The sequence below is a fragment of the Halobacillus sp. ABH2_015 genome, assembly GCF_056158945.1.
This window is the reverse complement of the sequence record NZ_JBSWUG010000002.1, coordinates 808,098-830,485: the sequence shown is the minus strand read 5'-3', so window position 1 is coordinate 830,485 and position 22,388 is coordinate 808,098. Positions and strand designations below refer to the sequence as shown.

The 22,388-nt window shown below is 47.8% G+C and carries 27 protein-coding genes; 14 read left to right on the top strand and 13 right to left on the bottom strand.

The genetic code is table 11. The features are described 5' to 3' along the window. Positions 1–70 precede the first annotated feature (70 nt). Positions 71–691, top strand: coding sequence for an NAD(P)-dependent oxidoreductase (locus ACXAD6_RS04230; protein ID WP_474967777.1), 621 nt, complete (start codon positions 71–73; stop codon positions 689–691). Between the two features lie 38 nt (positions 692–729). Here the strand turns inward: ACXAD6_RS04230 and ACXAD6_RS04225 are convergent, their stop codons facing one another. The 3 genes from ACXAD6_RS04225 to wrbA all read right to left on the bottom strand — a co-directional run bounded on the left by ACXAD6_RS04225 (position 730) and on the right by wrbA (position 2,747). After that, positions 730–1,521: a M15 family metallopeptidase gene (locus tag ACXAD6_RS04225; RefSeq protein ID WP_474967776.1), complete on the bottom strand. Its 792-nt coding sequence runs from the start codon at positions 1,519–1,521 to the stop codon at positions 730–732. Between the two features lie 139 nt (positions 1,522–1,660). Next, positions 1,661–1,903: an IDEAL domain-containing protein gene (locus ACXAD6_RS04220; protein WP_474967775.1), complete on the bottom strand. Its 243-nt coding sequence runs from the start codon at positions 1,901–1,903 to the stop codon at positions 1,661–1,663. Between the two features lie 238 nt (positions 1,904–2,141). Next, positions 2,142–2,747, bottom strand: a complete 606-nt coding sequence (gene wrbA, locus ACXAD6_RS04215) for an NAD(P)H:quinone oxidoreductase type IV (protein WP_474967774.1) — start codon at positions 2,745–2,747, stop codon at positions 2,142–2,144. A 223-nt stretch (positions 2,748–2,970) separates the two neighbouring features. Here wrbA and ACXAD6_RS04210 point away from each other — a divergent pair, with 223 nt between their 5' ends. Further along, the gene (locus tag ACXAD6_RS04210) at positions 2,971–3,840 is read left to right on the top strand and encodes a cation diffusion facilitator family transporter (RefSeq protein WP_474967773.1); all 870 of its coding nucleotides are present in this window, start codon (positions 2,971–2,973) and stop codon (positions 3,838–3,840) included. Positions 3,841–3,876: 36 nt separating this feature from the next. Here the strand turns inward: ACXAD6_RS04210 and ACXAD6_RS04205 are convergent, their stop codons facing one another. Next, the gene (locus ACXAD6_RS04205; protein WP_474967772.1) at positions 3,877–4,413 is read right to left on the bottom strand and encodes an N-acetyltransferase family protein; all 537 of its coding nucleotides are present in this window, start codon (positions 4,411–4,413) and stop codon (positions 3,877–3,879) included. Positions 4,414–4,646: 233 nt separating this feature from the next. On the opposite strand from ACXAD6_RS04205, the gene ACXAD6_RS04200 reads away from it, so the two are divergent. Continuing rightward, positions 4,647–4,952 carry a hypothetical protein gene (locus ACXAD6_RS04200; protein WP_474967771.1) on the top strand — a complete coding sequence of 102 codons (306 nt, stop codon included), beginning with the start codon at positions 4,647–4,649 and terminating at the stop codon, positions 4,950–4,952. A gap of 59 nt (positions 4,953–5,011) precedes the next feature. On the opposite strand, the gene ACXAD6_RS04195 is transcribed toward ACXAD6_RS04200, so the two are convergent. Both ACXAD6_RS04195 and ACXAD6_RS04190 read right to left on the bottom strand, forming a co-directional pair. Further along, a complete protein-coding gene (locus ACXAD6_RS04195; RefSeq protein ID WP_474967770.1) occupies positions 5,012–5,305 on the bottom strand; it encodes an AzlD domain-containing protein in 294 nt (97 codons plus the stop codon). Next, positions 5,302–6,036, bottom strand: coding sequence for an AzlC family ABC transporter permease (locus ACXAD6_RS04190; RefSeq protein ID WP_474967769.1), 735 nt, complete (start codon positions 6,034–6,036; stop codon positions 5,302–5,304). Before ACXAD6_RS04190 ends, ACXAD6_RS04195 begins: the two co-directional genes overlap by 4 nt. 386 nt (positions 6,037–6,422) lie before the next feature. Between ACXAD6_RS04190 and nhaC the strand changes: the two genes are divergently transcribed. Continuing rightward, on the top strand, positions 6,423–7,823 hold the full coding sequence (nhaC, locus tag ACXAD6_RS04185; RefSeq protein WP_474967768.1) for a Na+/H+ antiporter NhaC: 1,401 nt from the start codon (positions 6,423–6,425) through the stop codon (positions 7,821–7,823). Between the two features lie 164 nt (positions 7,824–7,987). Continuing rightward, positions 7,988–8,839, top strand: coding sequence for an MBL fold metallo-hydrolase (locus ACXAD6_RS04180; protein WP_474967767.1), 852 nt, complete (start codon positions 7,988–7,990; stop codon positions 8,837–8,839). A 9-nt stretch (positions 8,840–8,848) separates the two neighbouring features. On the opposite strand, the gene ACXAD6_RS04175 is transcribed toward ACXAD6_RS04180, so the two are convergent. Further along, entirely contained in the window at positions 8,849–9,634 is a 786-nt protein-coding gene (locus ACXAD6_RS04175; protein WP_474967766.1) for a cobalamin-binding protein, read from the bottom strand. A gap of 95 nt (positions 9,635–9,729) precedes the next feature. Between ACXAD6_RS04175 and ACXAD6_RS04170 the strand changes: the two genes are divergently transcribed. The 3 genes from ACXAD6_RS04170 (at position 9,730) to ACXAD6_RS04160 (ending at position 11,810) form a co-directional block, all read left to right on the top strand. Next, the gene (locus ACXAD6_RS04170) at positions 9,730–10,557 is read left to right on the top strand and encodes an alpha/beta fold hydrolase (RefSeq protein WP_474967765.1); all 828 of its coding nucleotides are present in this window, start codon (positions 9,730–9,732) and stop codon (positions 10,555–10,557) included. 19 nt (positions 10,558–10,576) lie between these two features. Continuing rightward, positions 10,577–11,428 (top strand): hypothetical protein, encoded by an 852-nt coding sequence (locus ACXAD6_RS04165; RefSeq protein ID WP_474967764.1) that lies wholly within the window; start codon positions 10,577–10,579, stop codon positions 11,426–11,428. A gap of 184 nt (positions 11,429–11,612) precedes the next feature. Continuing rightward, positions 11,613–11,810, top strand: a complete 198-nt coding sequence (locus ACXAD6_RS04160) for a cold-shock protein (protein WP_008634702.1) — start codon at positions 11,613–11,615, stop codon at positions 11,808–11,810. Between the two features lie 564 nt (positions 11,811–12,374). On the opposite strand, the gene map is transcribed toward ACXAD6_RS04160, so the two are convergent. Together map and ACXAD6_RS04150 are read right to left on the bottom strand one after the other, a co-directional pair. Further along, positions 12,375–13,130: a type I methionyl aminopeptidase gene (gene map / locus ACXAD6_RS04155; protein WP_474967763.1), complete on the bottom strand. Its 756-nt coding sequence runs from the start codon at positions 13,128–13,130 to the stop codon at positions 12,375–12,377. A 93-nt stretch (positions 13,131–13,223) separates the two neighbouring features. After that, positions 13,224–13,775 carry a sugar O-acetyltransferase gene (locus ACXAD6_RS04150; RefSeq protein ID WP_474967762.1) on the bottom strand — a complete coding sequence of 184 codons (552 nt, stop codon included), beginning with the start codon at positions 13,773–13,775 and terminating at the stop codon, positions 13,224–13,226. Positions 13,776–13,856: 81 nt separating this feature from the next. Here ACXAD6_RS04150 and ACXAD6_RS04145 point away from each other — a divergent pair, with 81 nt between their 5' ends. The 3 genes from ACXAD6_RS04145 to ACXAD6_RS04135 all read left to right on the top strand — a co-directional run bounded on the left by ACXAD6_RS04145 (position 13,857) and on the right by ACXAD6_RS04135 (position 16,776). After that, on the top strand, positions 13,857–14,357 hold the full coding sequence (locus ACXAD6_RS04145) for an N-acetyltransferase family protein (RefSeq protein WP_474967761.1): 501 nt from the start codon (positions 13,857–13,859) through the stop codon (positions 14,355–14,357). Positions 14,358–14,423: 66 nt separating this feature from the next. Further along, entirely contained in the window at positions 14,424–15,146 is a 723-nt protein-coding gene (locus ACXAD6_RS04140) for an ABC transporter ATP-binding protein (protein WP_474967760.1), read from the top strand. After that, the gene (locus ACXAD6_RS04135) at positions 15,139–16,776 is read left to right on the top strand and encodes a putative ABC transporter permease subunit (protein WP_474967759.1); all 1,638 of its coding nucleotides are present in this window, start codon (positions 15,139–15,141) and stop codon (positions 16,774–16,776) included. The genes ACXAD6_RS04140 and ACXAD6_RS04135 overlap by 8 nt, the downstream gene beginning before the upstream one ends. Positions 16,777–16,813: 37 nt before the next feature. Here ACXAD6_RS04135 and ACXAD6_RS04130 read toward each other — a convergent pair whose 3' ends face one another. Beyond that, positions 16,814–17,233, bottom strand: coding sequence for a universal stress protein (locus ACXAD6_RS04130; RefSeq protein ID WP_474967758.1), 420 nt, complete (start codon positions 17,231–17,233; stop codon positions 16,814–16,816). Positions 17,234–17,526: 293 nt separating this feature from the next. On the opposite strand from ACXAD6_RS04130, the gene ACXAD6_RS04125 reads away from it, so the two are divergent. After that, positions 17,527–18,999 carry a SulP family inorganic anion transporter gene (locus ACXAD6_RS04125; RefSeq protein WP_474967757.1) on the top strand — a complete coding sequence of 491 codons (1,473 nt, stop codon included), beginning with the start codon at positions 17,527–17,529 and terminating at the stop codon, positions 18,997–18,999. 44 nt (positions 19,000–19,043) lie between these two features. Here ACXAD6_RS04125 and ACXAD6_RS04120 read toward each other — a convergent pair whose 3' ends face one another. Together ACXAD6_RS04120 and ACXAD6_RS04115 are read right to left on the bottom strand one after the other, a co-directional pair. Continuing rightward, entirely contained in the window at positions 19,044–19,676 is a 633-nt protein-coding gene (locus tag ACXAD6_RS04120) for a GNAT family N-acetyltransferase (RefSeq protein ID WP_474967756.1), read from the bottom strand. Then, positions 19,646–20,077, bottom strand: a complete 432-nt coding sequence (locus tag ACXAD6_RS04115) for a hypothetical protein (protein ID WP_474967755.1) — start codon at positions 20,075–20,077, stop codon at positions 19,646–19,648. Before ACXAD6_RS04115 ends, ACXAD6_RS04120 begins: the two co-directional genes overlap by 31 nt. Between ACXAD6_RS04115 and ACXAD6_RS04110 the strand changes: the two genes are divergently transcribed. Then, on the top strand, positions 20,076–20,948 hold the full coding sequence (locus ACXAD6_RS04110) for a DMT family transporter (protein ID WP_474967754.1): 873 nt from the start codon (positions 20,076–20,078) through the stop codon (positions 20,946–20,948). The two genes, ACXAD6_RS04115 and ACXAD6_RS04110, sit on opposite strands and share 2 nt — an antisense overlap. 48 nt (positions 20,949–20,996) lie before the next feature. Here ACXAD6_RS04110 and ACXAD6_RS04105 read toward each other — a convergent pair whose 3' ends face one another. Next, complete coding sequence (locus ACXAD6_RS04105; protein ID WP_474967753.1) at positions 20,997–21,185, bottom strand: hypothetical protein; 189 nt, start codon at positions 21,183–21,185, stop codon at positions 20,997–20,999. Positions 21,186–21,310: 125 nt separating this feature from the next. Between ACXAD6_RS04105 and ACXAD6_RS04100 the strand changes: the two genes are divergently transcribed. Beyond that, positions 21,311–22,285: a S66 family peptidase gene (locus tag ACXAD6_RS04100; protein WP_474967752.1), complete on the top strand. Its 975-nt coding sequence runs from the start codon at positions 21,311–21,313 to the stop codon at positions 22,283–22,285. Positions 22,286–22,388 lie beyond the last annotated feature (103 nt).

Sequence of the window (22,388 nt, the reverse complement as noted above, 5' to 3'; positions counted from 1 at the left end):
AAGAATAGCAGAAGAAAAGATCGGAAAGGTTTCTTGATAGAAAAATTTACAAATATTTGAGGTGATTCATATGAAAATAGCTGTAATCGGTGGAACAGGCCGTGTCAGTACCCATTTCATCCGCTATGCCCTAAGCAGGGGCCATGAAATAAAAGCGTTGGTCAGGAACATTCATAAAGCAGAGGAAATGCTGGAAGGGGCAGAACTTGTCCAAGGGGATGCAAGGAATCAGGAAGATATCAGAAAGACGCTGACAGACTGTGAAGTCGTGTTTTGTGGATTAAGTACAGATAAGTCCGATACCCTCACAACAGCCGTCCCGCTTCTTACGGATGAAATGGAGCGTCAAAGTTTGAAAAGGGTGGTAACGATCGGGACCGCGGGAATCCTCGACAGCCGCTACGAGGATGGAAAATACAGGTTTGAAAGTTCGGAATCCAAACGGAGTAAAACGTTCGCGGCAGAAGAACATGCCGGGGTTTACCAGCATTTACAGAAAACCACACTCGATTGGACGATTGTCTGTCCGACCTACCTTCCAGAAGGAGACGTTCAAGGCGGCGTCCGCTTTGAACTGGACAGGCTTCCGGAGGATGGTAAAAAAGTGACCACCGGCGATACGGCCGTCTTCGCCTACCAGACGCTTATAAACGACCAGTTTTCACAAAAGCGCGTCGGCATCTGCTATTAAAAAAAAGAAGCCGTTTCCCATCGGGAAACGGCTTTTTATTATTCAGTCTCACTGACCGGCTCGTAACCGAAGAATTCCTCTAAGGTCACCTGCTGTTCATGAACCTCTGCCGCTGCTTCTTTACCAACATAGCGAAGGTGCCACGGTTCATATTTATAACCGGTAATGTCATTGTTTCCCTCCTGATAACGGACGACAAACCCATATTCATAAGCATGGTCCGCCACCCATTCACCTTCCGGGGTATCACCGAAAGCCTGGGTCAGTTTAAACGCCATTTCTGCCGAAGTCACATCCATCGCCAGACCTGTCTGGTGTTCACTTGTTCCCGGACTCGCAGAAAACGTATCGGTTTCTTCTTTTCCATACACTTCTACGTTCCGTTCATAAATTTCTTTCTGACGTTCATACGAACGATATCCTGACGCGGCTACAAGTTCAAGCCCTGCTTGATCTGCGCCTTCAAAAAGCTCCTCCAGCGCATCAGCCGCCTCCTGCCTTAACTGTTTTTTCGGATGGTCTTCCTCAAAGGAAAACGGCACATCCGGTACGGTTAAATCCGGAGGGGCATAGCCGTCTGGGAGTTTCCGCTGTTTATTGACGACGACTTCAACACTTTCAGGATCACCGACTTCTATCATTCCATTGGACAAAGCGGTATCCTCATTTTGAGACGCCTCTCCTGATGCTGGTGTACTTTCTTTCTCCTCCTGCTGGGCAGTGGATGAGGCAGGTGCTTCCTCTGCCTGATGGTCATCCGAACTGAGAGGATTGTTGGAACACCCGGTTAATGCGGCCCCTATCAAGGCCATGGTAAGTATTTTTTTCACACTAATTCCCTTCCTACTTTCAAAGATGCTGTAACAACTATAACATTGTCAGGAAGAAGTTGTATATCCACATCTCTACCTAATAACGGGTCTATAAAAGGCCATATAAAAAAGCCGCTGTCACTCCAGCGGCTGTGCTTTATTCCCATGTAAACGGCTGATACTGCAGGCTGAGCCGGTCGAACGCTTCCCGGTCGCCGCTGTCGATAGCCTGGTTGATTTCTCTATCTAAACGATCCTTATTGAATTGATAGCTGAGGTGATCCAAAAGCAGACGCGAGGCTAGTTTTATTCCAAAAGACAGTTCTCTCTTTGCCGTAATCTCTTTCCCTTTGTAACCGGGGTTCCGACGAATAACATAATTGATCTTTTGCTTTCTCATGAGATTACCCCCTTCATGCTTTTTTTCATTATGCAGGATTTACTAGAAGAACGCAACAAGTTTTCTGAATATTTAGTTATATCATTCCCCGATTTCTACTTACATAAACCTGCTGAACCGCTTGTTTACTAGGGTGACAGCACATGCAGCCGCCTGATATTTTTTTGAACTTTCCATATCCCGCGTCCGTATATATAAAAAAAGGACGCAGCTTAACGTCTGCGCCCTCTCCTTTTCCTTATTCTGCAAATTTACCTGCAATTTCAAGAGTCCGGTTGACCTGGTGGCGGACAGCTGCTTCCACATCTTCTTTCATATGACCTTCCCCGTCTACACTGACACTCGTTCCGTATGGATTCCCTCCTGCTCCAAACACCGCATCATTGGTGTATCCTGGAGTGGCAATAATGGACCCCCAGTGGAACATCGTTGTGTAAAAGTTGAGAAGAGTGGATTCCTGACCGCCATGAGGGTTCTGTGCAGATGTCATTGCACTGATGACTTTGTTTACAAGCTTCCCCTGGAACCATAAGCCGCCGGCCTGGTCCATAAACTGTTTAATCTGCGCCGGCACATTTCCAAAGCGGGTCGGCATGCTGAAAATAACGGCATCTGCCCAGTCCAGATCATCAACCGTAGCTTCAGGTACAACATCTTTAGTAGCTAAGTAGTGATCCTTCCATGCCGGATTCTGTTCTATAGCTTCCATCGGAGCAAGTTCAGGAACACGGATGAGTTTCACTTCTGCATTTGTTTTCTGTGCTTCCTCTTCCGCCCACTTGGCCATTTTGTAGTTCGTTCCTGTAGAGCTGTAATAAATAATCGCAAGTTTTACCTGAGCCATTTTTTATCTCTCCTTTAATGAATTTCGAATTTTATGATTTTCACTGTTGCTATTCCCCCCTTATATTTATTTAAAACTAAAGAATCTCCAAATCGAGATGATGCTGAATTTGACCTCAGGCAATGTACATGCGTGAGGGAAGCTTTTTTTCTCTGGACTCACTAATGACCGTTTTGGTAAGCTAAAACATGCTGTAAAAACCGAGGATGGAGGTGTCAGGCGGATGAGTGAATACGAAAATTTAAAGAGAGGGGAACGGGGAGCCTGGGTCAGTATCATTGCCTACCTTGTTCTGGCCTCTGTCAAGCTGCTGGTCGCCTATACCGGAGAGTCTGAAGCTTTACGGGCGGACGGCTTGAATAATACGACGGATGTGGTCGCCTCCATCGCTGTACTCGTCGGACTGAAAATATCCCGCAAGCCCCCTGATGAGGACCATCACTATGGACATTTCCGTGCAGAGACGATTGCCTCTTTGATTGCCGCCTTCATTATGATGACTGTCGGAATCGAAGTCATTATAGGAACCGTGCAGGACCTCATTCATCAGGAAACAAGCCAGCCATCGCTTTTGACTGCCTGGACCGCTCTGGGAGCTGCCGGAGTCATGTTCGGCGTCTACCGCTATAACTTAAATCTCTCACAAAAAGTGAACAGCCCCTCCCTTTATGCGGCCGCACAGGACAACCGATCCGACGCGCTGGTCAGTATCGGAGCCTGCATTGGTATTTTCGGGTCCCAGTTCGGTCTCTTCTGGCTCGATCCGCTGGCAGGTTTCATCGTCGGTTTGATCATCTGCAAGACAGCCTGGGACATCTTCAAGGAAGCCACCCACAGTTTGACCGATGGTTATGAGGAAGGGCAGATTGAACATATTCGTACAACGATTTCCGGCCATCCGGATGTCTGGGCCGTTAAAGATGTGAAGGCAAGATTACAGGGCAGTCAGACGCTTGTTGAAGCAACCATTCACGTAGACCCTCACATTACGATCCAGCAGGGACACGAAATTACGGATGAAGTAGAAGCCCTCTTAAAAAAAGAGAATGATATCCGGTATGCCCATATCCACATTGAACCTTTCGAAGAATAAAAGCTCCCGCTTGTCATTCCCAAGCGGGAGCTTTTGCTATACCGTCAGCGCTTCTTCCAGTGTATGGAGATCTTTCCATCCATACGCCGTTTCCTCATAGGTACCTTGACCAATCGTCACTTTTTCTGCTTCTACGGGGTCCGCTCCATATTTTATGTAAAACTGACTGGACGGATTCCGGGTCAACACCCAGACAAGAAGCGATTGATAACCAGCCTCCCCCATTCCGCGTACAAAAGTCTGCAGCAGTATTTTCCCATAGCCTTTCCCCTGATACTCATCCAGGAGATAGATGGCATAGATTTCTCCATCATACCCATAGTTCTTCGTCCGCTCTTTCCCTCCGGAAACGAAACCTACCACTTGTCCTTCATCATTTTCGATGACGAAGGCAATCTGACCATTCAAAGGTTTTCGCAGAATGGTTTCCCATAATGTGATTCTATGCTCAAGTGTTGTATTACTAATATCCCTTTCATCAATCAGATCCTTATATGTGGATTTCCAGCTCTTCACATGAATGTCCGCTATCGTCGCGGCATCTTCAAAACGCGCTTCCCTGACGTGAGGCATTCCGTTCACCTTCTTCTTATATATTTTCTTTATTGTAACAAAAAGATGATGCAACGTACGGCATCATCTCTTTGTTCACAATTATCGACAGGAAAAACTGGAGATCCTGCGTGTATCGAATCCCGAATAAACCCACCGCTGCTGACCGGGGCGCCAGCGGTAACCCGCTACAGATGTTCTTCCAATGTAGGTTGGATAAAACCAGAACGACCTTCCATTGACAAGACGGATCCATGTATAACGGTACAAACATCCATACAGGGAGCCGGGATCAACGGCATACAACTCCGCTCCCTGTCCTCCGGATGGAGGTGCTGGAGGTGGAGGCGGCAGCATTCCGCCGGGGCCTCCCGGTCCGCCCGGTCCGCCACCGGGTCCTCCGGGCCCTCCAGGCCCTCCTGGTCCGCCTGGTCCACCCGGTCCGCCTGGTCCACCACCGGGCCCTCCAGGTGGAGGCCCTTGGGGAGGCTGACCACCAGGTCCTCCTCCAGGAAATCCGAAGATCTGCCCAAAAGGAAAGCCAAATTGTCGATGCATAACGATCAATTCCTTTCTCGGAAGTATCCCTATACGATATGCATCCACTGGGCGGGTGTGCTTATACTGTTAATAGAAAAACAGTCCCGATGGATCCCAAAACTACAAAGATGATATGTATATTCAGCCAGGCCAGCAGCACAGCAGCAAGACCCGCAGCAACCCCTACCTGCGGTGCATCTGGTTTCACTGTCAGGATGCCTGGAAAAATGAGCGCTCCTAAAGCGGCGTACGGAATAGCGTTCAACCATCGATCCACCCAGCGTGGAAAAGCAGCAACATCCACAATGAACGCAGGCAGAAATCTGGGAACAGCTGTAACGACGGCCATCCCAATAATCATCCAGATGATCATGATTCCTCCTCCTCTCCTAGAATCCAAATCCCGCTCAGACCACCTACAAGCGTGCCGGCAACAATGGCCCATCCTTGATTCATCCCCATCCTTTGACAAAGATAATTAATGAGGAGAGCGGTCACAGCGATTATGGCAATCCGCCCATTTCTTTTCACAGAAGGAATTAAGAGTCCGATGAACATCGCATAAAGAGCGACACCCATGCTGTCACTCAGCCTTGCAGGAATCACATCACCAAGCACCCCTCCCAAGAAGGACCCTCCCACCCAGGAAGCGTAGGCAGTCAGCATAAGGGAAGCATAAAAATAAGCGCCATTAGGTTCCGCAACTTCCTTTTTGTAGAGGGTCGAAACCGCAAACGTTTCATCTGTCAGCCCGAGCGTTAACGGGATCTTGGCGCGAAGAGCCATCGTTTTCAGCCGGTTCACGAAGGAAAGCCCCATCACGAAATGGCGGAAATTCAAAACAAACACAGCCGTAACAATTTCAACGAACCCTGTCCCGGCAGCCACCATTCCAACAGCAAGAAACTGGGCAGCTCCAGCAAACACGAGCACGCTCATCAATGTCAATTCCAAATTCGTCATGCCGGATTGTCCAGCGAGCACCCCATATGTCAAAGCTACTGGCAGATATCCGAGCATAATGGGAAAGCCGGCCGTGATTCCTCTCTGCACCATATGCATCCGTGAAGAGGAATGGGCGTGTTTGAAAGCATGGGTTTCCATAGGGGCACCTCCTTTCTGAAATTTCCACTATTATACCCAATCGATGAGGATGATGGAAAGATTTTTCAATGAAAAAATGTTGACATCGCACTGGTGCTCTTATATTATAAATGCAACTTACTTCATTACGGAAAAGCGTTTAAGCAAAGAAGATTTTTTGTATCAAGTACTCCGCAGTAAAAGGCAGTCAGACAGCCAGCAGAGACCGGATGGATGGTGAAAATCCGGGCCGGCTTCCTTTGAATTACAGGGTACGGTTCAAATGATACAACCACAAGAGCGGGTAAAGAAATGTTTCTTTACCAATAAGGGTGGTACCGCGGAGCGATGCTTCGTCCCTTCCTTTGGGACGAAGCTTTTTTGTATGGATTAGAGGAGGAAGAAACATGTTTCATTTACAGCCAAAACACCTGCCATCCTTGGTAGAATCCATAGTTATGCTCGTTCTGACTATTGGAGTAATCAGTTATTTTATCATCTCTCTGCAGACCGCTCCACATATCCCGATTCTTTTAGGCATTCTCCTTATGCTTACGTATGGGTTATTAAAGAAAAACTCCTTTAAAGACCTGCAGTACGGGATGACTCAGGGCGCGCAGACAGGAATGGGAGCGGTACTCCTGTTCTTCGTCATCGGTATCCTTATATCCAGCTGGATGGCCGCGGGTACCATCCCTGTCCTTATGGACGCCGGATTTACGATTGCGGACGGCCCTTGGTTCCTGGCCATCATTTTTGCCGTTACGGCTGTCATCGGTGTGGCCCTCGGAAGCTCATTCACGACAGCTGCTACCGTCGGTGTGGCCTTCATGGGGGTGGCCGGATCCATGGACGTCTCCCTTGCAATGACTGCAGGAGCCGTCGTCTCCGGCGCATTTTTCGGAGACAAGATGTCACCGCTCTCTGATACAACCAACCTTGCTTCCACGGTTGTAAAAGTGGACTTGTTCGATCACATTAAAAATATGGCGTGGACAACAATCCCGGCCTTCATCATCACGTTCGTTCTGTTCATCTTCCTATCTCCGGACAGAAACCCGGACGTTGAACAGCTCGATAACTTCCAAAACGGACTGGCTGCATCAGGCTTAATGCACTGGACATCCTGGATTCCAGTCCTTGTCCTCGTTGCCATGACCATGACTAAACGTCCAGCCTTCATTTCTCTGGCTGTCAGCAGTCTGACGGCTACGGTTCTGGCCGGGTTTAGAGAAGTCCTGCCGTGGACGGCTTTGTGGCAGACATGGTTCAGTGGGTTCGAAGGAAGCACAGAGGTGGAAGTGGTCAATGAACTACTCACAAGGGGCGGAATGAACAGTATGCTCTTTACGGTTTCCCTCGTGATTTTAGCACTGGCTCTCGGCGGTTTGTTTTTCGTTACCGGAATCATCCCGGCCATACTGTCTCGAGTACAGGATTCACTGAAATCAGCAAGGTCAGCGACGCTTTCCACCGCATTTACAGCGATCGGTATCAACATCGCGATTGGCGAACAGTACCTTTCCATCCTGCTGACAGGAGAAGCCTATCAGGATGTATATGAAAAAGCGGGACTCGCACGTAAAAACCTGTCCAGGACACTGGAGGATGCAGGAACAGTCATTAATCCTCTTGTCCCATGGAGTGTGTGCGGCGTATTCCTTTCCGGTGTGCTTGGTGTACCGGTCCTTGATTATCTTCCATTTGCATTCTTCTGCCTGTTATCCCCAATCCTTACCATCTTGTACGGATTGACAGGAAAAACGATAGCTTCGGCAGCCAATCCGTCTTATCATAAGGCGAACTAATCGGAAGCACTTCCACTTTTTGGCTGGATGATGAAAAATGAACCATCTACGGATAGTAGAAGGAAAAGCAGCCATCCTAAAACAGGGACGTATCCACCAGAGGGTACGTCCTTTTTCTATTGCATAATCCGTGCGATCATTTCCCACACTAACCTGTAGAGAATATGAAAGAGGTGACAGGTGTGGACCAGGAGAAGCATGGAGAACAACAGGATCATCATTTAGATATGGAACAGGCAGAAGCTGAACAAGTTCTTGACGATGTCGCCTTCTACCGTACATTGATTGTCAATGTCATCTTTATAGGAAAAGAACAGACAGAGGACTGGGTCCTTGTCGACTGTGGAATCAGCCATTACAGCAGAAGGATCATAGCAGCTGCGGAAAAACGCTATGGATCCAGACCCCCTAAAGCGATCATCTTGACCCACGGCCATTTCGATCATGTAGGTTCAGCAAAAAAACTGGCAGACCATTGGAATGTCCCCATTTTTATTCATCCAATGGAAATGGATTATGTGACCAATCAACGGGATTACCCTGTAGGCGATGCCACAGTTGGTGGAGGTTTTTTTGCTTTGATTTCCCCATTCTTCCCTACACATCAGCCGGATTTGAGCCGCTATATCCATTCCATTCCGAACGATGGGAAAATCCCCTCACTCCCTGACTGGCAGGTCATCCACACCCCCGGTCACACACCGGGGCATGTCGCACTATACCGTCCGGACGATGGCACCCTTCTTGCTGGAGATGCCTTTATTACTGTAAAACAAGAATCCAGCATGGCCGTTTTCATTCAGCATCAGCATGTTCATGGACCCCCGGCCTACTTTACTCACAATTGGGAGGAAGCTGAAAAATCCGTACAGAAATTAGCGGCCTTGAACCCGGTCACCGCGATCACTGGGCACGGGCTCCCTATGTCAGGGGAAGCCCTCAGCCATCAACTCAAGGAACTCGCGTCCAATTTCCGCGAGCTGGCTGTTCCTAAGCATAAAAGGAAACTTCACTAAACGACGAGCTTATCCAAGCTCGTCGCTTTCTTTTTGCAGGACATTCGTCAACTTTGCCAGCCCCTCCAGCAGTCTTGGACTTGGACGACAGAATAATGATTCCTCCAGGACATGGATCCTGTCGTTTTTCACAGCCTTCATCTCCAGCCATCCCGGGCGTTTTCTAAGAAGATCCGGGTTCATTTTTTCTTCCTTCACCCCCACCCATACCATGCAGATATGGTCAGGGTTACGATTCTTCACTTCTTCCCAGTCCGTTTGAAAACTGGCCGTATCCTGATCTGCAAAGACATTTTCAGCTCCGGCCAGGCGGCTGATTTCCGTCAACCAGTTCTTTCCACCCGGAGTAAAAACCGGCTTGGGCCACCATTCCCAGTACAACGCAGGCTTTACCTCAGCAAGAGAAGCCTTTTCCATCAAACGATCCAATTCATCCCGGTACTCATCCGCTCTATGATCGGCCTCCTCTCCCATCCCGAGCTCTCTGCCGACACGACGGACATCCTCCCCAATCTCTGCCAGGCTGTTGGAATCGATGATGATATAAGGAAGACCGGCTTTTTCAAGCCCTTCAATATTTTTTTCCATGCCCGGTACAGACAGCGAAGCCAGGACCAAGTCCGGCTTCAGCTCTGCCGTTTTTTGTATATCTATGGATAAATCAGGGCCGAGCTTTGGAAGCTTCCTGATTTGTTCCGGATAATCAGAATAATTATCGACACCAACCAACAGGTGGGTCTGATTCAGATAGGCGACAATTTCAGTATTGCTTGGACATATCGACACGATTCTCACTTTTCCACCCCTATTAACAGAATTGTCTGATGTTTCATTTTCTTTTATTATAGCTTATATTTAATGTATGGAAAAAGAAAGAAAGGGATGAGCCCATGACCACGACACTCCTTGATTCAACAAACGGAATAGTGGAATTTACATATATCGGAGAAGGTCCTCCTGTGCTGCTGTTGAAAGGTGGACACTGCAGCAGAGATACAGATTTATCCCACAGCAGCCTTGTATATGAAGGATTCTCACTGCTGACGATTTCCCGGCCTGGTTACGACTACACAGAACCCTCGACAGGCCGAACACCGGATGAATTCGCAGATACAATGGTTGAGGTGCTTGATTATTTAAATTTGGAACGCGTCCATGTCATTGCTGTGTCTGCAGCAGGACCAAGCGGAATCGCTCTAGCTTCCCGCTACCCGGAGAGGGTGGACCGGCTTGTTCTTGAAGCAGCGCTGACGGGGGCATGGGATCGAAAGGCCCGGAAAAAGGCGATGCTGCTGTTCGGTCCCGCAGAAAAAATGGTCACAGGCAGCCTCAAGTTTATGCTTAAACTTTTCCCTGACCTTGTCATGAAGCAGCTTCTTGCTGATATGACGACCGAAGATGTGGAGGATTACCTCAATCATTTATCGGCCAATGACCGGCGGTTCATCTATGATATGCTCGCCACCTCCCAGCCCGGCAGAGGCTTTATCCTTGACCTTGACCATGATGTAACGAACCTGGATGAGCTGAATGTCCCTGTTCTCGGCATGTACTCACAGAAAGACCGCAGCGTCCCTTATACAAACGCCCTGTTGTTGAAATCGACGGTACCCGATTGTGAAATCTACGAAGTCAATGCTGACAGTCATTTGATCTGGATTGGAAAAGATGCTCATGATGTTTGGAATAAACGGCTGGAATTTCTAAATCAATCCTAAAACATTCGGAGGGATCACCATGGATGATGTAAGGTGCTCACAAATGCTGGATCGTTTCTTAACGTTTTATGACCAGGCTTATCGAGAACCCCCTCATAAGCGTCATGAATTATGGATGGAATATTATGATTTCCCTCATACACCGCCGGGGTATCAACAAGGGCAGCTCGCAAAGGAAATGGTGGAGTATGCCTGGAACAAGTACAATCACGTCTATGATAAAATTCAATACTTCGATATCAGTCCGTTGGAAATGAATGAGCACGTGGATCATATTAAACAAATTCTGCACAGCACCACCTACGTTGATGTAAACGTACTCTTTTTTGTCGGAACATTTGAAACGGATCCTTTCATCATCCAGGAAAATCATCAATACATTCTCTGCTTCCCTGTCGAACTGCCCGGTGGTCAGACACGTTTGATTCAGGAGCTGGCCAGAGTCGTTCACTGCCGCCAGTCCGGACTCGCCCCCAGCCATACCCGTACCCTCGGGCAGCTGATCTTTCAGGAGGGGCTGGCGATCCATACGACATTGGAAGTGCTGGAGGAAAGCGGGATATCAGATCCTTACTTCAGCTGGGATGAAGAAAACTGCAGCCGCGAACCGAACCGGGTCATGATGAACATTCAGCCCCATCTGCACCGCACAGATTACGAGGCCCTCTACTCTTTTACCAAAGGTACCGGTGCATCAGGATTTGAAAAAGAAGCCAATTACACAGGGTGGCTTGTCATCCAGCACCTTCTCGAACAGGGGAAGCCGTTGTATGAACTGGCCCGCATCGCTCCTGAGGAAGTCGATATTCTTGTGGAACGTTCCCTGCTTTCATTAATGAATCAGGCCTATATGACCCAGCCCCAGGAGTAAAAAGGAACTTTTTTGTAATAGGGCTTTCATTCCTTTTGCCCATCTGTTATACTATGGTTAATTATTCGTTGTTCGATGAGTGTCATGCAAGAGAAGATGTTTCGCAAGATGTCGTCTTGATGGACTTGAATGAGCAAGAATAGTAATACAATGTGGAGTTTCTCCACGCAGGAGGTTTTTGTACATGGTCGAAGGTACAGTAAAATGGTTTAACGCAGAAAAAGGTTTCGGTTTCATTGAAGTAGAAGGTCAAGACGACGTCTTCGTTCACTTCTCCGCTATTCAAGAAGAAGGATTCAAAACTCTTGAAGAAGGTCAAGTCGTAACTTTCGAAATTGAAGAAGGTCAGCGTGGACCACAAGCAGCTAACGTTCAAAAATAAGAACGTATAAAAAACTCCCCTTTCGAGGGGAGTTTTTTTTATGTCTTGTTTTTAAAATAAGGCTCTGTTATTGCTTGGTGTTGTTATTTAACATGCGAGCTCCTATCATCACCCCCTTTCTGTCATGGGATTTGTAGGAGGCGGCCTTGGGAATGACTCCCTTTCCGTGAGGTACCGTGAGCCGCGGAAAGCGGACGGTTTTCCGTGCCATCCCATGCTCTGAGTAAATAGCAGACCGGACCCCTAATTCCAGCGGAAACGATTTAGTAATCGTTTAAAATATCAACAACAGACTTTAACAGAGCTTAAAATAAAAAAGGAACAGCTCACAGCTGTTCCTCAGGCTGTCGAGAAAGTCTCGACAGCCTTGTTTTTTTCGACTTTAAAATTTCCCAAGGAGCGGTGCCCCTTCCACTCCTGCGGAAGAACGAGTAGAGATCGCCGAGCGTGGGTGTTGCGAGGAAGCTCGGGCGCTCGTCCGCGGAAAGAAAGAAAAAAGCTTGTAAAGAAACAGAGGTTTCTCTACAAGCTGAAAGAAACAGCTCACAGCTGTTCCTTTTTTATTTATTCATCTTCCTGTTCAGTCAAGATGACAGGGCCGTCTTTTGTAATAGCCACCGTATGTTCATACTGCGCGGATAACGTCCCATCAACCGTGCGTGCCGTCCAATTGTTCTCATCCATCTGACTTGCCCAGTCTCCGATGTTAATCATCGGCTCGATGGTGATGACCATTCCCTCTTTCAGACGTGCTCCTTTGCCAGCCGCACCGAAGTGAGGGATGTAAGGATCCTCGTGGATGGATTCGCCGATTCCGTGTCCGGTGAAATCACGGACAACCGAATACCCTTCACCTTCCGCATATGCTTGGATCGCGTGGCCGATATCACCGATCCGTTTCCCCGGTACAGCCTGCTCGATTCCTTTATAAAGAGATGTTTTCGTTACATCCATCAGTTTTTGAGCTTCTTCACTGATTTCTCCCACGGCATGTGTCCAGGCAGAGTCCGCAAGGTAACCATTCAAGTTGACGACCATATCGATGGTGACGATATCGCCCTCCTTCAACTTCTCATCGCGTGGGAACCCGTGGCAGATTTCATCATTGATGGAAGCACATGTGGTGAATTCGTACCCTTGATATCCCTTCTGCTCTCCGGTAGCTCCGCGTTCAGCTAAATATTTTTCCACAAATTTTTCGACTTCCATCGTTGTGACACCCGGCTTAATAAAGGTGCGCAGTTGTTTATGGACATCAGCCAGCAGCTTACCGGCCTCGCGCATGTTTTCAATTTCTCTTTGACTCTTACGTTTAATCATAGTGATACAATCCTCTCTTTTTTCTTATTACGTATGCAAGTATCCCTCTGTATGATAACGAAAAAATACCGGCAAAACTACCCCGGAGCCTTATTAGACTGTTCTGATGACCTTTGCAGGGCTGCCGGCGGCGAAAACATGATCCGGGAGATCCTTGGTGACAACCGCCCCTGAACCAATCACGACATTGTTTCCAATGGTAACTCCGGGATTGATAATCGATCCTCCTCCGATCCACACATCATCACCGATGGCAATCGGCCGCCCGGACTCCAGCCCCTTTGCTCTTGTTTCCCTGTCCATAGGGTGCAGAGCGGTGTACAACTGAACGTTCGGTCCAATCAGGACACGGTCTCCGATCGTAATCGGACATATATCAAGAAAGACACAGTTAAAATTAGCAAAGAACCTGTCTCCTACATGAATATTGTAACCATAATCACAGTAAAAAGGCGGTTCCAGGGTCATCTCCCCGGCAATTGTTCCAAACAGGTCTTCGATCAACTGAGATCGGTAATGCTCCTCCGTATTCTTCGTTTGGTTCAATGCGTGGGTGATCTGCCTGGCGCGCGATCTTTCCATCACCAGTTCATCGTCCCAGGGTTGATACAGTTCACCACTCACCATTTTTCCCTTCTCTGACATACGATCCCTCCTGTGGTTTTGATGTCTTTACTTTATCATAGTTTTCGGCTAGGCTAGGAACAACAAAAGGAGGCAAAGCCTATGGAGACGCGCGAATTGAACCGTTCAGATGCAGAAGCCTACTATGAGTTAAGACTCGAAGCTCTGCTTACAAATCCGGACGCTTTTATTACGACCTACGAACAGGAAAAGCAGAAGCCGGACCCGATCGAAACGACCGCAGAACGGCTGGAGGGTAAAGACACCAGAACCTTCGGACTTTTTTCAGGAGAAAAACTGACTGGGGTAGTCACACTGGTACGGGAAACACACCCGAAGTTCAGACATAAAGCATCCATCGTTGCGATGTACATCACACCGGAGGTAAGGCGGACTGGAGGAGCCATGCTGCTTTTGGAAGAACTGATCCAGCATGCCCGGGCAGTGGAAGTCGAACTCCTTCACCTCAGCGTTGTTACAGAAAACACCCCGGCAAGAGAGCTGTATCGAAAGCTCGGTTTTCGATGCTGGGGCGTGGAGAAGCAAGCAATCAAACTTCCCACAGGTTATTTAGATGAGGAGCATTATGAACTTTTTCTGTGAAATTGAAACGGATAAAAGCTACCGTTCGTATACCATTCATAAGCTCCTGAAAAAGGAAGGGATGGAATGATTGAAATCAAGCAGGCAACTAAAAACTTCGCCGGTAAAGCAGCCGTCAAGGACTTGGATTTGACGGTCCCGGACGGGAAAATCTTCGGCTTTCTCGGTCCCAACGGTGCTGGAAAGTCGACAACGATCAAAATGATGACGGGGATCCTGCCGCTGGATGCAGGCTCCATATCCATGAACGGCGTGGATATCAGCACTGACCCTATGAAAGCCAAGCATCAGTTCGGCTATGTTCCGGACCGCTCAGACATCTTTCTCCGATTAAAGGGCATGGAATACTTGAATTTTATTGGTGATGTTTTTGATGTACCGGCAAACGTCCGAAAAGAGAAAATCGAATACTTAACGAAAAGCTTCGATATCTATGAAGCACTGAATGATCAGATTCATACATATTCGCACGGCATGCGTCAGAAAATCGTTGTCAGTGGTGTGCTTCTGCATGATCCTGATGTATGGATTCTTGACGAGCCGTTAACCGGCCTTGATCCTAAGTCTTCCTATACTTTGAAAGAAATGATGCGGGAACACGCAGCCAAAGGAAAGACCGTCTTTTTCTCCACCCATGTGCTGGAAGTCGTTGAACAGTTATGTGACGAGGTGGCTATTATCAACAAAGGACATGTTCAATTCAGAGGAAGTATGAAAGAAATGAAGCAGCAGTTCCAGGAGGACAACAATCTTGAGAAGCTGTTTTTGGAGCTGACACAAAATGAGTAACACGTGGAAGCTGATGAAGTTGATGGTGAAGATGCAGTTATCTTTCGCTCACCGCAGTACATCAGAAAAAACAGGCTACCTCATCTTAGCCGTCCTCATGATCCCCTTCGGGCTGTTGATTCTTACACTGTTGAACGAACTGATCGCAGCCATGTATGCGGCCTTCAGCCCGGCAGGGGATGAAGCGGTCATCCTTGGGGTTTTATTTGTCTTAATGACCGTTTTTTACTGTTTTATCAGCATAGGTACCGTTTTATCATCTTTTTATTTTGCAGAGGATGTGGAATCGTTTGTACCGCTCCCTTTTCACCCTTATCAAATAGCAGCCGGAAAAGCAGCCGTTCCATTTCTGTCCCTTTACGGGGTGAATGCGGTCATTCTGCTCCCCGGGCTTGCGTTTTACGGTCTTCACAGCGGTGCGGGACTGCTTTATTACAGCTCCGCCTTCCTTGTCTGGCTTCTGCTTCCGGTGCTTCCCTTTGTTTTGACTGCCATTGCCATCATGTTCATGATGCGTTTTGTCAATATCTCGAAAAACAAGGACCGAAGCAAAGTCATTGCTGGACTTCTTGGTTTTGGATTCGTTATCGGAATCAATGTTGTGATCCGTCTGGAGGGCGGCAGCCAGAATATGTATCAATTGGCGGCTGAACAGGGAGACCTGCTCGGATTAGTGACGAAGTTCTTCCCTACTGCTTATATAAGCAGTTCAGCCCTCGCCGCCCCTGCGTCCATACAGGGTATCCTTTTTCTCGTATTGATGACCGCACTATCCGCAGGAGGGATTGCTCTCTTCTTTACTATCGGCCAGAAGCTTTATTTCAAAGGCGTACTCGGTTTATCCGGTGGAAAAAGGAACACGTTTACTGAGGATACAGTCGAAGCTTATGTGAAGAAAAAGCCTCTGATCTACAGTCTGTTCAAAAAAGAAGTCCTGTTGATTTTACGTACCCCCACCTTCTTCACCCAAGTCTTTGTGCAAAGTTTGATTCTGCCTGTACTAGCCATTGTGCTGATCATCATGGAAATGGATGGACCGCTTGGGGGAGCCGGCACTCAGCTGGCCGGAATGAACGGAAAATTCGTCATTCTGGCCTCTGTCGGGCTTTCGGTCGTTGTTTTTGGATCGAACCCTGCTTCCATCTCTTCGATTTCAAGGGATGGGAAAAGCTGGTTCAATCATCTGTATCTGCCTATTCCACCGTCAAAGGTAATCACGAGTAAAATGCTGACGGCCTATCTGCTGAATGCCATCTCCTTGGTTATTTTGAGCGCAGCCGCTTTATGGGTCATAAAAATCCCTCTGTTCATCTGGACAGCATGGTTCATCCTGTCCCTCCTCATAAGCTGGATTGCTTCTGCTGCCGGCGTGATGGTGGATCTATACAGCCCGAAACTGGACTGGACAGATGAGCGTGAAGTATTCAAGGGTCGTTTCATCGGAATTGTTCCCCTCGCCATTGAAGCCCTTGTCTTTGGCGTGATTATAGTGATTGTCTGGAATATCAACAGTCTGCAGGGGCTCTGGCCGGTAACAGGTGCTTTATTCATCATCTTTCTGCTGCTGGCATTTCTTATGCAGACGGCCATGAAGAAGTTAACGGAACGACGCTACCACAACCTGCTGTAAAAAAACAGGCAGAAGAGATTGCCTCTTCTGCCTGTTTTTATTTCACAATCATAACGGGGCATTTGGCCCGTTTAGCCACCTTATGACTGACACTGCCAAGAACCATTTCCTGGAGAGCATTCAATCCCCGGCTGCCGATAATGACGATATCAAAGGCATGATCATTGGCGTAATGAACGATGGTTGGCCCGGGTTCTCCATGACGGATGACAATTTCATAAGAGATATCTTTGCCGCGGAGGACGTCTTCGATCGGCTCCAGTCTTTCTTTCCGCTTCTGATCGATCACTGTTTTGTCTCCCTGTGTCAGGACATCGGTTTTAGACTGGTCGACATCGACCACATAAATGATGGTGATCTTTGCCCCCATCTGGAGCCCGGCAAGCTCTGCCGCTCGTTCTGCTGTACGTATGGAATGATCGGACCCATCGGCCGCGATCAATATGTGTTTATACATGACCGCTCCCCCCTTCTTTTTCATCATTTTACCATGGATTGTGAAGCCCATGTAAATAATTGAAGACACGCACCATCTCCCACATATTGGAACCCTCCATCCAGAAAAAATTCCGCCTACAGACAAATAAGAGTTTCATAGAGATATTTGAAGAATAAAAGAGAAAAAAGTTTATTTATGCGCTTACATGGGGTTATGTAATTCCTTCGATAGGTGATATAATCTGAACGTTCTTGCCGGAATTACGTATTGCCAAGGGTAATACAGACAAAATTTAAGAGAGAGGTGCGCAATTGAACACACAAACATTAAAACAACAATGGTTTGGAAACGTAAAAAACGATGTGCTTTCAGGTATGGTCGTCGCCATGGCCCTTGTTCCTGAAGCGATCGCTTTCTCTATCATCGCTGGAGTCGACCCCATGGTAGGATTGTACGCTTCCTTCTGTATCGCTGTTGTCATTGCTTTTGTAGGGGGACGGCCTGGAATGGTTTCGGCCGCAACAGGAGCGATGGCTGTGCTTATGGTGACGCTTGTGAAGGATCACGGACTTGAATACCTGCTGGCCGCCACTATTCTGACAGGTATCCTGCAGTTTATTCTTGGTGCCTTAAGAATCGGACAGTTCATGAAATTCATCCCGAGATCGGTGATGATCGGTTTCGTAAACGCCCTGGCCATCTTGATTTTCTCGTCCCAGCTGATTCACTTTGAGGGCGCAGGTCTTGCTATGTACGCCATGGTTGCAGGGTCTCTTGCTATCATTTATCTACTGCCAAGGTTTACAAAAGCTGTCCCATCTCCGCTTGTCGCCATCGTCGTCATGACGATTATTGCCGTAACAACAGGAGCCGGCTTTAAGACCGTTGGAGATATGGGAGAACTATCAAGTACTCTTCCCATCTTCCTTGTACCTGATATTCCAGTAAACTTTGAAACGCTGCAGATCATTTTCCCGATATCGCTTGCTCTCGCCTTTGTAGGACTACTTGAGTCACTGCTTACGGCTCAGATTGTCGATGATATGACAGATACCGTAAGTGATAAGAACAAAGAAGCCCGCGGACAGGGCATGGCCAACGTGGTTTCCGGTCTGTTCGGCGGAATGGCCGGATGTGCGATGATTGGACAATCGGTCATCAATGTTTCCTCAGGAGGACGCGGACGATTATCCACACTGGTGGCCGGTGTCTTCATGATGACATTGATTATTGCCTTTAATGACCTTCTTGTGCAGATTCCAATGGCTGTGCTTGTCGGTATTATGATCATGGTGTCCGTGGGAACCTTCGACTGGAGTGCCTTGACGAGACTGCATAAAACACCGATCACAGACACGGTCGTGATGGTAGTAACCGTTGGAACCGTTGTTTACACCCATGACCTTTCCAAAGGCGTCCTGGCTGGTGTCATCCTGAGTGCGATCTTCTTTGTGTCCAAGATTTCCAAAGTCCACGTCGAAGAACAGGTGGAGGAAACAACAAGCAGGATTGTTTATCACGTATCCGGACAAGTCTTCTTCGCTTCAACAGACAGCCTGCTTAAGCATTTCGACTTTAATGTGAAAGCCGATACGGTCCGGATTGATTTCACTGATGCCCATGTGTGGGATGACTCAGCCGTAGCTGCGATTGATAAACTTGTCCTGAAGTTCAGAGAGCAGGACAAAGAAGTAGAAATCGCCGGGCTCAATAAAGACAGCTCCCAGCTTGTCAAAAAGCTGGCGGTCCATCATAAAGCGGATGCTTCCCTATCCAATCATTAAATAGAAGAAGCCACTGCCAAGTGAAAAGCAGGCATTGATGAAAATCAATGCCTGCTTTTTCTTTTTTTCCACTCCCTCCGGAGAACCGCATAGACGGCCGAATCCCTCCAAGCGCCTTTCACGAAAATATCCTCCCTCAGTGTTCCCTCTTTAACCATTCCGATTTTCTCGAGCACCCGCTGGGAGGCTTTGTTTTCCGGACTGCTCAGTGCTGTGACGCGATGGAGACCACACACGTCAAAACTGTACGCCAGCATCAGACGGCAGGCTTCTGTCGCGTATCCCCGCCCCCAGTAATGATGGTGGATGATAAAGCCGATTTCACCGACGCCATCCCAGTCCTTGATATTCAACTCTATATTTCCGATCACCTGATCGGCGCCTTTCTCCACAACCGCAAATACATACCGCGAGCGGTGTTTCTGCCTGGCATCAATCAGCACCTGACGGACAAAAAATCTGCTTTCTGTTTCTGTATGCGGCCCCCAGGGCTGGTATTTAACGGTATCCGGATCTGAAGCGTAGGGATGGAATTCCTCCCAGTCTTCCGGGAGAACCTCACGGAGATAGAGGCGTCTCCCTTCTGCGGTTACCTGAATCCCATGATCATCCGACGGAGTCAGATCAAACGGTATTCTGCTGTTCGTCATACGTTTGTCCTGAACGCTTCCATCCATGCACGGGGATGTTCATTCACTAAAAATGTCCGCACGCCCTTCATTGTATGAAGGTAAAGAAATCCGGAGCCCTGGGAAAATTCTTTGTAGGACACATCATGGACGTCCTTAAGCTGGAATGTTTCATCCGGGCATACGACTGAATCCTCATATAATTCCAGGCTTTCCTCCCTTTCCTCATAAAGCTGTTGATTATTACGGATCGTCCGTGTTTTAACAATGATGGGATGAGCACAAATCACACCAATCGTCCCTTCTCTATTTTGTCTGTCTCCATTATACACGACCTCCTCTTCTTTTTTAGGATTGAAGTAATTCTGCTTTTCATCCCTCTTGATTTGTATTAGGATGGTTAAGGTGTTTTTGAACAACCTAAGAACAACTGGAGGAACATCAACCATGACAAATCGTAATAAGGGAATTGTATTACTGCTCATATCAGCGTTCGGTTTTTCCATGATGGCTGCCTTAGTCAAGCTGTCCGGTGACGTTCCAACCGTGCAGAAGACACTGTTCCGCAACCTCGTTTCCGCTGTCATCGCTTTTGGATTTGTTCGCTATAATAAAGAGCGCCTGTTCGGAAAGAAGGAAAATCAAAAGCTTCTGCTTTCCAGGTCCGCCCTCGGTACCATCGGGATGGTTCTATACTTTTACGCCATTGATAACCTTGTGTTGTCCGATGCGGATATGCTGAATAAACTGAGCCCGTTTTTATTAATTATCTTCTCTGCCATCTTTTTAAAAGAACGGACGAGACCGTACCAGCTTATCGCCATTGCCGTAGCTTTTGCAGGCACACTCCTTATTATCAAGCCGGCATTTTCACTTGAATTCATTCCATATGCGGCCGGCCTGTTTTCTGCGGTGTTCGCTGCCGGAGCCTACACGCTGCTGCGCGTCCTTGGGGATAAAGAGAAATTCTACACCATCGTGTTCTACTTCTCTTTTTTCACAACGATCACCCTGCTGCCGTTCACGATCGCTTTTTATGAACCGATGACAGCCAGGCAGTGGGCCTACCTGCTGGGTGCCGGTGCATTCGCGACGCTCGGCCAGTTTGGTCTGACGATTGCCTATAAATTCGCTCCTGCCCGTGAAATTTCCATCTTCTTTTACTCCACGGTTGTTTATTCGGCCCTGATCAGCATTCTTCTGTTCGGCCAGATTCCAGACCTTCTGAGTGTTGCTGGTTATTTCACTATATTTGGTGCTTCCCTTTACATGTTTTTGAAAAACAATAAAGAAGCAAAAAAACAGGCGAAGGCCTCATAAACAGGAAAAGGACGGAGCGGCTGCGCTCCGTCCTTTCTGTGCTGTGGATCAGTCCCCGCTGTCTCCTGCATCACCGCTGTCTCCTCCCATGATTCCAGGTGCGTAAAACGAGGCATCCCGTTTTTTCTGATGCAGGCTGGGCTTTTGCTGCTTTCTTAATGGATTTCGTATAAGGTAGACAATAACCATGGTAAAAAAAATAAGGACGCCCCCAAGTCCGAGAATGGTTTCCCACATGTTCTCCACCTCCTTCTTTCTTCTTTACGAATCAGCTTTCCTTAAAGATTCAAAATTTTAACAAATCATAGACACCTTCCGATTCCTTTGATATATTTAAATGATTCGTAAAAGGAGGGCTCCTGATGATACCTGAAAAACTAAAACAGGGGGATGAAATACGGGTCATCTCTCCAGCCAAAAGCTTGTCCATCGTCGCTCCCGAACAGCAGAAGCTCGCTCTCCAACGCTTCAAAGACATGGGGTTTACAGTAAGCTTCAGCACATATGCAGCAGAAGCACCGACCCTTTTTTCCAATCCTGTGGATCACAGAATCTCGGATATTCATGAAGCGTTTAAGGACCCTTCTGTTAAAGCTGTGCTTACAACATTGGGAGGATACGACAGCAACCAGCTGCTGAATCGTTTGGATTATGATTTAATCAAAGCCCATCCCAAAATTTTCTGTGGGTATTCGGATATCACAGCACTGGCCAACAGCATCTACCATAAAACAGGACTGGTCACATACAGCGGCCCACACTTTTCTACTTTCGGTATGGAAAAAGGTCTGGACTATACGCTGGAGCATTTCCGGATCATGTTAACAACAAACGCCCCTGTAAACATCGAACCAGCTGCTCAATGGAGTGATGATGCGTGGTACCTTGATCAGGATGACCGTACGTTCCACCCTAACCAGGGCCCTGTCGTCATTCAAGAGGGAAAAGCATCCGGCACGTTGATCGGAGGAAACCTGTGTACGTTCAATCTGCTGCAGGGAACTTCCTTTATGCCGGAGCTTGCCGGTACGGTTCTTTTCTTGGAAGATGATGAGCTTTCCAATCCAGAAACCTTTGATCGCGACCTGCAGTCCCTCATTCACCAGCCTGGATTTGATCAAGTGCAGGGGATTGTGATCGGCCGGTTCCAAACGGCTTCAAATATGGATCTTCATACACTGACTGCTGTCATTGAAAGCAAACCGGAGCTTGCTCACCTCCCTGTCATTGTTCAAGCTGATTTCGGCCACACCAGCCCGATTTTCACCTTTCCCATTGGAGGATATGTAGAAATACACGCTGAAAAAAGCCAGGTCAACATCCGTCTCCACGGATAGAAAAACCGTGTATTAAAGCTGTGGAGTGTTCTCCACAGCCACCAGGAGAGCACCAATCCCTTTCCGCCCCGGGATCTATTGAGCTCACGTGGAGCGCACGGTT